Annotated in this window: 11 protein-coding genes; 3 read left to right on the top strand and 8 right to left on the bottom strand. The window is 63.1% G+C overall.

What is annotated here, in order from left to right; genetic code table 11:
• The first annotated feature begins 145 nt into the window (after window positions 1–145).
• Genes ACSVDO_RS18670 through ACSVDO_RS18660 form a run of 3 tightly spaced genes read left to right on the top strand, consistent with a single transcriptional unit; the run spans window position 146 to window position 1,735 of the window.
• Complete coding sequence (locus ACSVDO_RS18670) at window positions 146–949, top strand: SapC family protein (RefSeq protein WP_489593958.1); 804 nt, start codon at window positions 146–148, stop codon at window positions 947–949.
• 37 nt (window positions 950–986) lie between these two features.
• The gene (locus ACSVDO_RS18665) at window positions 987–1,190 is read left to right on the top strand and encodes a hypothetical protein (protein WP_489593956.1); all 204 of its coding nucleotides are present in this window, start codon (window positions 987–989) and stop codon (window positions 1,188–1,190) included.
• Window positions 1,187–1,735 carry a hypothetical protein gene (locus ACSVDO_RS18660; protein WP_489593954.1) on the top strand — a complete coding sequence of 183 codons (549 nt, stop codon included), beginning with the start codon at window positions 1,187–1,189 and terminating at the stop codon, window positions 1,733–1,735. Before ACSVDO_RS18665 ends, ACSVDO_RS18660 begins: the two co-directional genes overlap by 4 nt.
• Window positions 1,736–1,797: 62 nt before the next feature.
• Here the strand turns inward: ACSVDO_RS18660 and ACSVDO_RS18655 are convergent, their stop codons facing one another.
• From ACSVDO_RS18655 to ACSVDO_RS18620, 8 genes are all read right to left on the bottom strand, one after another.
• Window positions 1,798–1,980, bottom strand: a complete 183-nt coding sequence (locus ACSVDO_RS18655; RefSeq protein ID WP_489593952.1) for a hypothetical protein — start codon at window positions 1,978–1,980, stop codon at window positions 1,798–1,800.
• A 62-nt stretch (window positions 1,981–2,042) separates the two neighbouring features.
• The gene (locus ACSVDO_RS18650) at window positions 2,043–3,413 is read right to left on the bottom strand and encodes a TolC family outer membrane protein (protein WP_489593950.1); all 1,371 of its coding nucleotides are present in this window, start codon (window positions 3,411–3,413) and stop codon (window positions 2,043–2,045) included.
• 4 nt (window positions 3,414–3,417) lie between these two features.
• The gene (locus ACSVDO_RS18645; RefSeq protein WP_489596437.1) at window positions 3,418–4,746 is read right to left on the bottom strand and encodes an HlyD family type I secretion periplasmic adaptor subunit; all 1,329 of its coding nucleotides are present in this window, start codon (window positions 4,744–4,746) and stop codon (window positions 3,418–3,420) included.
• 105 nt (window positions 4,747–4,851) lie between these two features.
• A complete protein-coding gene (locus ACSVDO_RS18640) occupies window positions 4,852–6,561 on the bottom strand; it encodes a type I secretion system permease/ATPase (RefSeq protein WP_489593948.1) in 1,710 nt (569 codons plus the stop codon).
• A gap of 35 nt (window positions 6,562–6,596) precedes the next feature.
• A complete protein-coding gene (locus tag ACSVDO_RS18635) occupies window positions 6,597–8,327 on the bottom strand; it encodes a type I secretion system permease/ATPase (RefSeq protein ID WP_489593946.1) in 1,731 nt (576 codons plus the stop codon).
• Window positions 8,324–8,944 carry a hypothetical protein gene (locus tag ACSVDO_RS18630; protein WP_489593945.1) on the bottom strand — a complete coding sequence of 207 codons (621 nt, stop codon included), beginning with the start codon at window positions 8,942–8,944 and terminating at the stop codon, window positions 8,324–8,326. The genes ACSVDO_RS18635 and ACSVDO_RS18630 overlap by 4 nt, the downstream gene beginning before the upstream one ends.
• A 109-nt stretch (window positions 8,945–9,053) precedes the next feature.
• Complete coding sequence (locus tag ACSVDO_RS18625; RefSeq protein ID WP_489593943.1) at window positions 9,054–11,252, bottom strand: acyltransferase family protein; 2,199 nt, start codon at window positions 11,250–11,252, stop codon at window positions 9,054–9,056.
• On the bottom strand, window positions 11,173–12,222 hold the full coding sequence (locus ACSVDO_RS18620; RefSeq protein ID WP_489593942.1) for an acyltransferase family protein: 1,050 nt from the start codon (window positions 12,220–12,222) through the stop codon (window positions 11,173–11,175). Before ACSVDO_RS18620 ends, ACSVDO_RS18625 begins: the two co-directional genes overlap by 80 nt.
• Between the last annotated feature and the right edge of the window lie 49 nt (window positions 12,223–12,271).

Below are 12,271 nucleotides of genomic sequence, written 5' to 3'. Positions count from 1 at the left end.
ATTCAGTCTGTAAAGAACGCAGATATGAGCCACAAGGGCCGCAAAATCAATGGCGACGCTGATGCCGTGTTCGGGCGCTCAATGCGATATCCCGTACGTCGGAGAGAGTGTCTTGCGTTTTGCCCAACCGTTTACAAGATTGCACATGTCTACCTATCAAGCCCTTAACAAGAAAGCCCATGCGGGTCAGCGCCTCAAGGGCAACAACAGCTATGCCTTTGCCAGCAGCGAGGCACTTGCCCCGCTGGTGCAGCAAGAGATGGCCAAGGCCTGCACACAGTTGCCGATTGCCTTCGTGCAAATCGGCGAGTCTTTTGCACCCATGGCGGTGCAAGGCTTTGAACCGGGCAAGAATCTGCGCGTGGCACCTAATGGCAAATGGCTGGGCAACTATATTCCCGCGATTTACCGGACTTATCCTTTTGCGCTGTTGCCGGATCAAAACGGAAAACTCGCGCTTTGCTTCGATGAAGATAGCCAGATGCTCAATAAAGCTGAAGGCGAGGCCTTGTTTGACGGCGAGGGCCAGCCCACGCAGACAACCAAGAATATTCTGAGCTTTTTGAACCATGTCGAGCAAAACCGCAAGCTGACTCAACTTCTTTGTCAGTCGCTGGCCGACCACAAGCTGCTTCAGCCCTGGCCCATCAAGGTGCAGACCGAAGACGGCAAGGAAAAGACCATCCAGGGTCTGCTGCGCATCGATGAAGAGGCGTTGAACCAGTTGGGCGGCTCCGCGCTGCAGGCGCTGCAACGTTCGGGTGCATTGGCGATTGCCTACATGCAACTGCTGTCTATGCAGCATCTGATCGGCGTTGCCAATCTGGCGCGCGCCCTGACCGAGCAGGAAAAGAAAAATGGCGCGCAATCCCTGGTAAACAAGTCCAGCGGCGAGCTCGATCTGGAATTCCTGAACGGCAATGGCACGTTCAGTTTCGATACCAAGTAAGCCAAGCGCTTCACTTTCCTAGCCAAAGGCGTTACTGATGTCCGATACCTTGATTCTTGGCAATGCAGACCTTGCCGCCGCGCCAGCCTTGGTGGATGTGCCGGCCTCGGCCTGGGCCGAGCTGGCGCCGGGGGTGTATTGCCAAGGCGATGCAGATGCCTATGCGGGCGCGGCCACCATCGATATCGTGGGCGTGGCCGACGCCAATGAGTTCGAAGCGCAGTTCCTGCTATTGCCATGAGCACCCCCCTGCAGAAATTCACCACCGAGTTCATTCCTGAAGAAGACCGGTTGCGCCTGAGCGGCGAGGTCGAAGGCGGTCAGCAGGTGGTGCTTTGGCTGACCCAGCGGCTGCTGCGCCGGCTGGTGCCGCATCTGTGCGCTTGGCTCGAGAAGCAGCCTGTGCCTGGCATGTCGGGCGCGCGTGTGCCCGCCATGGCGGTGGAGCGCGAACAGGTTCACCATATTGCCCAGCAGGCGGCCCAGGGCGCGCTGCAGGCCCAGAAGCAGGCGCCCGTGCAGGCGCAGCCCGACGCCTTCAACGGCCTGGTGCAGATCGTGAAGCTCGAAACGGTGGGTGCACGCCTGCACCTTGTGCTGCGCGTGGAGCAGGAGCCGGCGCTGGAATTCAGCGTGGCGTTCGCGCCCACGGGGCTGCGCCAGTGGCTGGGCATTGTGTACCGCCACTATGAAACTGCGCAGTGGCCGCTGGAGATCTGGCCGCAGTGGATGGCATTGCGCGCCACGCCCGGTCAGGACCAGCCGGTATCCGCCGTGCTGCATTGATGCGGCGCGCGGCACGCTCTGCTTTTGAGCGATGCCGGCGCCTGAGGGAAGAAACCCGGTTCTCAGTTGGCCTTGGCGCGCGCGGCGGCGGAAGCCTTGGCGATCATGGCCGCGATGTCCTTGCGCGCCTGCTCGGGGTCCAGCGTGGGCGCGGGCAGGGTGCTGGTCTGCTGCTCGGCGGCTGCCTTGCTCTTGTCTTTGGCAACAGCGGCGGTCTTCTTGGGGGTGGGCGTTGTCTTGGTCATGTCAATAACTCCGTTTCGTTGCGGGATTCTAGGGTGGGCGCGGCCGCCGGCGGCGGCGCGGCTCAGGGGTTGATCAGATTTGCATTCGCCTGCTCGACATTGACCCAGCGGTCATGGCCGGCCAGGGATTGCAGGCGAATGCGCGACAGCAGATACATATACCGCGCCTGGGCCAGATCGCGCGCCGTCAGCGTGCGCTGTTGTTCGGCGTTGAGCACGTCGACCGTGGTGCGCACGCCGGCCTTGAGCGACTTGCGGCTGGACTCCAGCGCGACCTCGGCGGAGCGCACGGCCTGCTCGAGCGCGCCTATGCGCAGCACGCCTTCGGTCATTGCGCGGTATTGCTCGTAGACGCGTGAACCCAGATCGCGGCGCGCGGCCTCGAGGGCTTCGCGCGTGCGCTCCTGGTCGGCAACGGCCTGGCGCACCTGCGAGCTCACATAGCCGCCCGCATACAGGGGCACGCTCAACTGCAGGCCCACGTACTTCTGGTTGTAGACCGTGTTCACGCTGGTCACCGAGTCGCTGTCGGAGCGCGATACCGAGGCGACCGCGTCCAGCGTGGGCTTGTGGCCGGCCTTGGCCTTGTTGATTTCCTGGGCCGCGGCATCGACCTGGGCCTGCAGCGAGCGCAATTCGGGGCTGGCGGACTCCGCTTGGGCGGTCCATTCGGCCAGCGACGCGGGCACGGGCGCCTGCGGGCGGAAGCTCGCGGCGTCGAGGTCGGCCAGCGTGTCGAACGGCTTGCCTATCAGCACTTCGAGGCGGCGGCGCGTGAACTCCACGTTCTGCTTCGCTTCGAGCTCCTGGGCCAGCGACATGTCGACGCGCGCCTGGGCTTCGTCGATGTCGGTGCGCATGCCCGAGCCGGCCTGGAAGCCCTTCGTGGCAGCATCAAGCTGCGAGGTATAGGTCAGCTTCTGCGCGGCCACCAGGCCCAGCTGGGTGCGCGCCAGCAAGGCATCGAAATACGCTTCCGCGACGCGCAGCACCAGGCCTTGTTCGTCCTGATCCAGCATGGCGTTTGCGCCTTCGACCTGGGCCTCGGCCTGCTTTTCCTGGGCGGTCAGGAAAGGCCGGTAAAGCGGCTGACGCAGCTGGAATGCCTGGTTGTTGCTGTTGTACGCATTTTTGGAGTCACGCGGGCCGAGGATGGTTTCCGTGGTGGACTTGAGCGAATTGCGGTTGGCACCGGCGTTGAAGCTGATGTTGGGCCGGCGCTGGGCGCGGGCCTGGGGCAGCTTCTCACGCATGGCTTCGGCGCCAGCGCGCGACGAGCGTATGGTGGCGTCGTTCTGCTCGGCGGCCTCATAGGCCTGGCGCAGATCGAGCGCCCAGGCGGGCGTGAGCAGAAGGGCGGCCGCGAGGGCCACGCCCGTGCGGGCCGCGCCCGTGCTGCGGGCCTTGATGCGAAATGCGGGCAAATGAAGCATGGTCTTATTCCTCCGTCATGGATGCAGCCAGACGCTTGGTCAGCGGATGCAGAAGATAGGTCAGCATGCTGCGTTCGCCGCCGAGGAAGACGACTTCCACGGGCATGCCGGGGCGCAGCTGGCGCGAACCCAGGACCTTGAGTCCGTCGTCCGAGACCTTGACACGCGCAAGGTAGTAGCTCGCGTTGGTATGGGGGTCGGTCAGCAGGTCGCCGGATATCGAATCGACCGTGCCATGCACCACCAGCTGGGGCGAGTTGGCGAACGAGGAGAAGCGCGCGTCCACGGGCATTCCCATGTGGACGCGGTCGATCAGGTGCGGCGGCACCTGGGCTTCGAGCATCAGGGACGCGCCCTTGGGGACGATGTCCATGAGCTTCTGGCCCGACTGGATCACGCCGCCCACGGTCTGGGTCATCAGGCCCACCACCTGGCCCTGCGCGGGCGAGCGCACTTCCATGCGCGCCAGCTCGGCCTTGACGGCCTGGTATTTTTCCTGGTCGACCAGCACCTGGCGGCCCACTTCGGCGAGCTGGGTCTCGATTTCCTTCTGGTCTTCCTGTTTGCGCGAGTTCATGCGCTGGCGCAGATCGGCAATCGAGCTTTGCGCGCGCAGGATGTTGCCCTGCATGTCCGCCATCGAGGTGTTGATGTCGGCCACCGAGCGCTGCAGCTCCAGCTGGCGATTGCGCGGCGCATAGCCTTCCTTGACCAGTTCGCGCAGATGTCCCAGCTCCTCATTGAGCATCTCGTGCTGGCTCTTGCGGCTGGCCATCATGCCCTTGTAGGTCTCAATGGTGCTTTGCTGGCCGCGGATGTTTTCTTCCATCGACTGCAGGTCCGAACGCAGCAGATTGCGGCGCGTATGGAACAGCTGTTCCTGGTTCAGGATCTGTTGCTGGATCAGCGGGTCGCTGGACGCGGCCTTCAGGTCTTCGGCCCAGGTGATGGTCGGCTTGCCGTTCTTCTCGGCGACCAGGCGGCCCTGCATGGCCAGCAGGCCCAGATAGCTCTGGCGCGCCGACTCGTAGTTGGCACGCGCGACGGCGGAGTCGAGCTGCACCAGCAGCTGGCCTTCGGTCACTTCGTCGCCTTCGCGCACCAGCACCTTCTGGATGATGCCGCCGTTCAGATGCTGCACGGTGTTGCGCTTGGTGTCGATTGCGACCATGCCGGTGCTGGGCACGCCTTCATCCAGCGGCGCGAGCGCCGCCCACAGCAGGAAGCCGCCAAAGCCCAGGGCCAGGGCCCAAAGGCCCCAGCGCGCCGAGCGGCCCAGGTCGCCGGGTTCTACATCGCCCTGGGGCGAAGTCGTCAACGCGCCGCCGGACATTTTGGCCAATGGATTTTTTTGAGCGTCGGAAGGCAAAGATTTAGTCATGTCGGAACTCACCGGAAATTAGTTGTGCGCAATGGAGCGGCAGGAAGCGGTTCATGATCAGGCTGCGGGCAGCGGCACCTGCTGCGCCTCGCGCAGTGCCGCGACGACCGCATCGCGCGGGCCGTCGGCCTGCAGCACGCCGTTTTTCAGGATCACCACGCGGTCGGCCGCGGCCAGGATGCCGGGGCGGTGCGTGACCAGCACCACGGTGCTGCCCTGGCGCTTGAGGATCTGCACGGCCTGCACCAGCGCGGCTTCACCCACGTCGTCCAGGTTGGCATTGGGCTCATCGAGCACCACCAGCTTGGGCTTGCCGTAAAGGGCGCGCGCCAGACCGATGCGCTGGCGTTGTCCGCCCGACAGCAGGCCGCCGGCCTCGCCTATCGAGGTGTCGTAGCCCTTGGGGAAGCGCAGGATCATGTCGTGCAGGCCCGCGCTGCGCGCGGCTTCGATGACCTGGCTGGAATCGACATCGCCGAAGCGCGCGATGTTCTCGGCGATCGAGCCTTCGAACAGTTCGATGTCCTGCGGCAGATAGCCCAGGTGCGGTCCCAGGTCGTCGCGGCTCCAGCCGGTGATGGGGCGCTCGTCGAGCAGCACTTCACCGCCCATGTGGGGCCAGATGCCGATCATGCAACGCGCCAGCGTCGACTTGCCCGAGCCCGAGGGGCCCAGGACCACCACGACGGTGCCCTGGGGGACTTCGAAACTGATGTTCTTCAGAATGGGCTCGGCGCGTCCGGGCGCCACGGCGACCAGATTGCGCAGCGACAGCGCGCCTGTGGGCGGCATGCGCGTGAGTGATTCATCGCGCTCGGGATGGGCATCGAGCAAGGCTTCGAGGCGCCGGAATGCCGCACGCGCATTGATGAAACCGCGCCAGGTGCCCACCAGCATGTCGATGGGCGTCAGCGTGCGCGTCATCAGGATGTTGGCGGCAATCATCGCACCGGCCGACAGCTGGCCGTCGATCACCAGCAGCGCGCCCGCGCCCAGCGCCAGCGACTGCTGCGAATAGCGCAGGAACTTGCTCCAGGCCATGATCTTGTGCGACAGCGCCTGCGAGCTGCCTTGCAACTGCATCACTTCGCGGTGCTTGCCGCGCCACACGCGGCCCAGGTTGTGCACCATGCCCATGGGTTCCAGCGTTTCCAGTTGCTGCAGCTTGCCTTGCAGGCTCTGGACTTCCTGGGAAGCTGCGGCCGAAGCGCGCTCGGCCGGGGCCACGGTCTTGCGGTGGCCGAACCACACCAGCGCCAGCTGGATGGCGGCAAACACCAGCGCCACATAGCCGAGAAACGGGTGCAGCAGGAACACCACCGTGAGGTAGACCAGCGACCAGGGCGCGTCGAACAGCGCAAACATGCCGTTGCCGGTCAGGAACTGGCGCACCTGCACCAGATCGCCAAAGGCCTTGGCCGTTCCCGAGCCCAACTGCTTGAGGTTCATCTCGAAGCTGGCGTTGAAGACGCGGGTGCTGAGCAATTCGTCAAGGCGCAGGCCGGCGCGCACCAGCACGCGCGAGCGCATCCACTCGGAGAACGCGCCCACGCAGAACAGGAACAAGGTGATCAGCGAGACCACCAGCAGGGTCAGTTCGCTGCGGCTGAGCATCACGCGGTCGAACACCTGCAGCATGTACAGCGTGGGTGCGAGCAGCAGCACGTTGGCCACCATGCTGAACACGCCGACCACATAGAACTCGCGGCGAAATGCCCAGAGCGCGCGCGTCAGCTCGCTGCGCTCGAAAAAACCGGAAGTCTTCATTGTTGGACTCGTATCAATTGTTTCGCGGACCGCACTCATGCCGTCACCTGTGCGGTGGGCGCGGGCATCTGCGCCTGGCGGGCGGCCTGCTTGAGCGCCGCCAGCACTTCATCGCGCGGGCCGAAGGCCTGTTGCTGGCCGTCGCGCAGCACCAGCATCTTGTTGGTCACGGTCAGCACGCTGGTGCGGTGGGTGATCACCACCACGGTCGCGCCGCGCGCGCTGGCCTGCTTGATGGCCTGGGACAGCGCGATATCGCCTTCATCGTCCAGGCTGGAGTTGGGCTCGTCGAGCACCACATACACCGGATCGCCGTAGAACGCCCGGGCCAGGCCCACGCGCTGGCGCTGGCCGCCCGACAGACGCACGCCGCCGGGGCCGACCAGCGTGTCATAGCCTTGGGGCAGCGTGCTGATCAGCTCATGCAGGCCCACGGTGCGGGCCGCGGCTTCGACCTTGTCCATGTCGACCTTGCCGAAGCGTGCGATGTTTTCCGCCAGCGTGCCGTCGAACAAGGCCACGCCCTGGGGCAGATAGCCGATGTGGGGACCGAGCTCCTGCTTGTTCCAGGCCTGGACGTCGGCGCCATCGAGGCGCACCTTGCCCATCGCGGCCGGCCACAGGCCCACCAGCAGCCGCGCCAGCGTCGTCTTGCCCGATGCCGAGGGGCCGACCACCGCCAGCACGTCGCCGGGCTGCAGCGCCAGGTTGATGCCGCGCAGGATGGTGCCGGGCGTGCCCGGAGCGCCGGCCATCAGCTGTTCGACCTGCACGCGTCCTTGTGGCGGCGGCAGCGACATCGCTGCGGGGTCGGCGGGCACGGCGGCCAGCAGCGCCTCGATGCGGTTCCAGGAATCGCGCGCATTGATCACTGTCTGCCACTGGCCTATCACCTGCACCAGCGGCGCGAGCATGCGGCCGCCGAGAATGGACGCGACGACCATCATGCCGCCGCCGCCGTTGAGCTCGTTGTGCAGCAGCAGCCAGCAGGCCAGGCCCAGCAGCAGCGAGCTCAGGATGTTCTGCACCAGCTTGCTCAGCGCCTGAAAGCCGCCGGCGCTGTCCGAAGCCACGGCCTGCAGCTGCAGGAACTTGCGCTGCTTGGCGATCCAGCGGCGGTGCGTGTTCTTGAGCATGCCCATGGCTTCGAGCACTTCCGCGTTGTTCAGCGTATCGTCCGCATAGCGCTGCGCTTCCATGGATTCGCGGTTGGCGGCCATCAGCGGCGGCTTGGTGCGGCGCTCGTTCATCCAGGTGATTCCGACCTGCAGCAGGCCGAACACCACGGCCGACCAGCCCAGCACGGGGCTGATCAGGAACAGCAGCACCATCATGACCAGCGCGATAGGCGCTTCCATGATGGCCAGCAAGGCGGGCGAGTAGAGGAATTCGCAGACGCGCTTGAAGTCAGAGAGCGTGTTCACCTGGCCGCCGGGAACGCGGCGCACATTGGCTTCGAACATCGCGTTGAAGATGCGCATGTGCATCTTCTTGTCGAGCGCCTCGGCCGCCGAGCGCATGATTTCGCTGCGTGCCCATTCGAGGACTTCCATCAGCAGGTAGGCGCCCAGCACCAGCACCGTGAGCCAGACCAGCGTCTCATGGTTGCGGCTGTTGACCACGCGTCCATAGACTTCGAGCATGTAGCCCGAAGGTGCAAGCACCAGCAGGCTGGCAATCACGCTGAACCATGCGGCGCGCACGAAGAAAGGGCGCAAGTCGGTCAACGCCGCGCGCATTTCGGAAGGAACCTGGCTGGTTTTCATAAGGCCTCGTCAACCATCACATATTCGGGAAGCTCGCCAGGTTCTGGCAGCTCCAACACCCCACCGGAAACCGTGGTTGCCGCAGGCTTGGCCTGGTCCACCAGCGAGAAAGACAACATAAACGTACCGTTGGCCTGGCGCGAAAGCACGACCTCATGCAGCTTCTGCGTTTGAAAGCGTTCCTCGATCTCGCTTGCCAGCGACAGCTGGAAGCGCATGCGCCCGTCGAGCGTGAACATCGACAGCAGTCCGTTCTTCAGGCTCAGCGTATGGCGGTCGAAATACACGGGACAGCTGTCTGCAAAGCGCAGCAGCGGCAGCGGCTTGTCGCCCAGCTTGTCCAGATGCAGGGGACTGCCCTGGTGCTGGAACACCATGCGGCAGGTGCGCGACACGGAGTAGATCGCATTGCACACCATTTGAGAACCCATGCTGGGAAACTGTTCGCGTAACTGGCGGTAAGCCAGGTGGTGCAGTGCGACACGGTTCCACACCCGCGTGCTCTGCACCAGCGGCGCCAATGCATTGCACAGCTGGGCAAAGCCCAGCTGCAAGGCCTGCAGGCGCTCGAGCTGGTCGGGCGCTGCCTGCAAAGGAACACGGATCAAGGAATGCATACAGTTGCGGAGTATACGGCGATCTCCTATATGAAGTTCATATAGGACAAAAAAGAGACAACCGCCTCAGCGGCCCGCTGCGCCGTGGACGCAGGCCTTGCCCGCCGCTCTACCGCGAAATGACGGGGTCCAGGATGTCCATTTTTTCCCGGATGAAGAACGCGCGCATATGGTGCGAGTCCTTGTAGATGGGCCGGCCCGAGGCATCGAGCGGCGCGCAGATGCCTTGTGGGCACACCAGGTCCGCAGGCTTCAGGATGGTTGCGCCCGTATCTTTCAGGCGCGCCGTCATTTCGCTCTCCAGCGCCACCTGCTTTTTGTCCGACGGGAACGATGCCGCGTAATTTGCCAGCGACGCCGTGAGAAAGACCGGCCGCCCGCCGTTTTCCGACTTGATGACATTGGCCGGGTCAAACCTGTCATCCCTGGGGTTGTCCATCAGGAAATGGACCTGGTAGCCCCGGGAGACGATTTCCTGGGTGAAGTCGACCAGCTCCTGCATGGCCGCATTCTTGCCGTTGCCTCCTCTGAAGTCTTCAGTGACGGAGTTCTTGCGGAAGTAATAGCTCAATCTGTCCGCAGCCGAGCGCAGCGGCTCGACCTGAAAGATGAAATAGCAATTGAAGCAGCCGGAAATGACGATGCTCTTGATCGACGGGTGTTGCTCAAGGTACGGCCAGAATTTGTCGAAGAAGCTCGCGCACACATTCTGGTTGTGTTCGTCGACGAATGGTATCGGCGGGCAGCCGCCACGGGTCATGAAGGTGACGGGTCTGGCGCGTCCGGCGGCCGTCAGTTGGACCACGCGCGGACCATACTGCTCGATATGTGAATCGCCGAACAGCAGCACCTCGGGAGGCTGGTACGAGTTGGTGTGTATCGTCAGGTCCTGGAATTGCCGGGTTTGCAGTCCGGCGGGATAGCTCCAGTCGCCAATGCCTTCTGCGACCAATGTGTGCTGCTTGACCCTGAAGGGGTAGCCATGCCTGCTGTAGGCGTTGTAGCCGGCATAGCCGATGAGCACGGCCAGCACGCACAGCAAGGTGACCTTCATGCCGCTCGAGCGTGCGCGGCGGACTTTCTTCTCCACGAAGTAATAGGTGAAGGCGGCCAGCAGGAAACTGGCCGCCACCGCCGCGATGCGGATGGTGCGCGAGGGGGTCTGCGCCTCGATGATGCGCGCGAAGGACAGCAGCGGCCAATGCCACAGATAAAGCGGATAGCTGATCAGCCCTGTCCAGACCACGGCCCTGCGGGACAGGATGCGGCGATTGACCCATGCCTGGGGGCCCGCAATGATCAGCAGCAGCGCGCCTGCCACGGGTAGCAGCGCTCTGGGCCCGGGGAAGGCCATGGCTGGGCTGTAGATGGCCACGGAGCAGGCGATCAGCAGCAATCCCATGACCGACAGCATGCTCGCGAGCAAGGCTTGTCGATCTTCCTGCGCCGCCGGCGCGCGAAATGCGAGGCGATCGAAAAGGCACCGGTGCAGCGCGCGCGTGAAAGAAGGCTTCCATGCGCCAAAAGATTGCACATAGGCAAGGATGGAGCCGGCCAGCAGTTCCCAGAAACGGGTTTGCGGTGAAAAGAAGGCCTTCGTGGAATCTTCGCTCACTCCCTTGGCGCTCAGCACAAAGGACGCAATGCTCAGCACGGCGATGGAGGCCAGAAGAGGGGCTCTTGACTTCCAGATCAACCAGAGGAAAAGCGGGTAGGTCAGATAGAACTGCTCTTCCACCGCCAGCGACCATAGGTGCATCAGCGGCTTGAGTTCGGAGGCCACGTCGAAATAACCGGCTTCTTTCCACAGCACGAAGTTCTGCACGAAGCCCAGTCCGGCGGCAATGTGTTTTCCCAGTTGCTTGAACTCCTCGGGCAGCAGCGTGAACCAGCCGAATAGATAGCAGGCCGCCGTCACCAGCAGCAGTGCCGGAAACAGGCGCTTGATCCGATGGGCGCAGAACTCGCCGAACGAGAAGCTGTCGTTTGCCAGGCTCTTGAAGATGATCAGCGAAATCAGATAGCCCGAGATGACAAAGAAGATGTCGACCCCGATGAATCCTCCGGGCGCATAGCGTGGGAAGGCGTGGAAGGCCACGACAGGAAGAATGGCCAGCGCGCGCAGACCGTCGATGTCGGGTCTGTACCTGGGGTGAAAATTGTGGTCTGTCATTGGAAGCGCCCGCGGCAGTCGGCGGGGCAGAATGCGTGGTGTAGCGGCGGTTGGCCTAGGCGCTGGAGAGGCGCAGCCGGGGCTTGAATCGGCGCAATGCCGGTTCCTCGACCAGCTTCCACGACAGCATGGCAATGGGCAGCGTGATCGCGAAGCTGAGCATGAAAAGCTGGCTCACGGAAATGTCGTTCTGGAACCAGTGAACCACCAGCTGCTGAATGGGGAATGCATATATGTAGATTCCATAGGAGAAATCGCCATGCCGGGTGATTTTGTCAGTCCATGGAATGTCGACTTGCGCCACATAAAGGATTATGTAAGGCAGCAGCAGTGTATAGAGATAAAGGGATGGCGGCGTGAATTTCGCGAGGAAAATGATGGCCAGGAATATCAGCGCAATGCCGCCGTGGTAGCGGATCCTGTCCTTATGAAAATACAGCGTTGCGCCAATGAAAAAGCAGGCCGCAAGCCGCAAGGCGACCGAGAGTTCGGCCGCGCCCAGAACGATGTAAGGGCCGCCCAGGTCGAAATTGCGCAGGGCGAATACAGCCAGGATGCACAGGACCGCCGCCAGTGCCGAGAACGTGGCCGAAAGAATGCCCGCCAGGCCCATGACCAGGACCATGGCGTACATGAAAACCTCGACGGGCAGGGTCCAGAGCGAGCCGTTGACTGCGTGCGGAAAGAGATTTTCCGCGAAGACCAGCGGCAGATTGTATTGAATGCTCAGGGCAATATTGCCCAGGTAGGCTCGCGTCTGCTCGTGGGCTATGTAGTCGCGAAAATCAAACGGGGTCAGGAATGCGCCCAGCACAATGGAGAAAAGCACCGCAAAGAACAATGCAGGGAAAATGCGCAGGCATCTTTTCCATGCATAGTCGAGCGCGCTGCGGCTGCGGATATACGAGGCGGAAATCAGATATCCGCTGATCACAAAGAAAGTACACAGCGCGATGTCGCCGCCGGTATGCCCGAAAGTCCAGAGAAAAGGTTCCTCTATCGCCCGTCCGGCCAGCGGATAGGAGTGGCTGAACATCACCAGGATGGCGGCGATCAGTCGAATCAGGTCGAGATTCCGGTTGCGCGCTGGGGACGGGGTGGACATTGAATGGCTTCGATAGGGCGGGCTTTGCGGGAGGCATTCTCCCATCGGC

Source organism: Comamonas sp. DB36 (assembly GCF_057914905.1).
Note: the sequence above shows the minus strand (reverse complement) of the source record. Positions and strands in the feature narration are given on the sequence as shown.

Coding starts and splice junctions, on each gene's coding strand:
- ACSVDO_RS18670 (WP_489593958.1), top strand. CDS start 146: ATGTCTACCTATCAAGCCCTTAACAAGAAAGCCCATGCGGGTCAGCGC.
- ACSVDO_RS18665 (WP_489593956.1), top strand. CDS start 987: ATGTCCGATACCTTGATTCTTGGCAATGCAGACCTTGCCGCCGCGCCA.
- ACSVDO_RS18660 (WP_489593954.1), top strand. CDS start 1,187: ATGAGCACCCCCCTGCAGAAATTCACCACCGAGTTCATTCCTGAAGAA.
- ACSVDO_RS18655 (WP_489593952.1), bottom strand. CDS start 1,980: ATGACCAAGACAACGCCCACCCCCAAGAAGACCGCCGCTGTTGCCAAA.
- ACSVDO_RS18650 (WP_489593950.1), bottom strand. CDS start 3,413: ATGCTTCATTTGCCCGCATTTCGCATCAAGGCCCGCAGCACGGGCGCG.
- ACSVDO_RS18645 (WP_489596437.1), bottom strand. CDS start 4,746: ATGTCCGGCGGCGCGTTGACGACTTCGCCCCAGGGCGATGTAGAACCC.
- ACSVDO_RS18640 (WP_489593948.1), bottom strand. CDS start 6,561: ATGAAGACTTCCGGTTTTTTCGAGCGCAGCGAGCTGACGCGCGCGCTC.
- ACSVDO_RS18635 (WP_489593946.1), bottom strand. CDS start 8,327: ATGAAAACCAGCCAGGTTCCTTCCGAAATGCGCGCGGCGTTGACCGAC.
- ACSVDO_RS18630 (WP_489593945.1), bottom strand. CDS start 8,944: ATGCATTCCTTGATCCGTGTTCCTTTGCAGGCAGCGCCCGACCAGCTC.
- ACSVDO_RS18620 (WP_489593942.1), bottom strand. CDS start 12,222: ATGTCCACCCCGTCCCCAGCGCGCAACCGGAATCTCGACCTGATTCGA.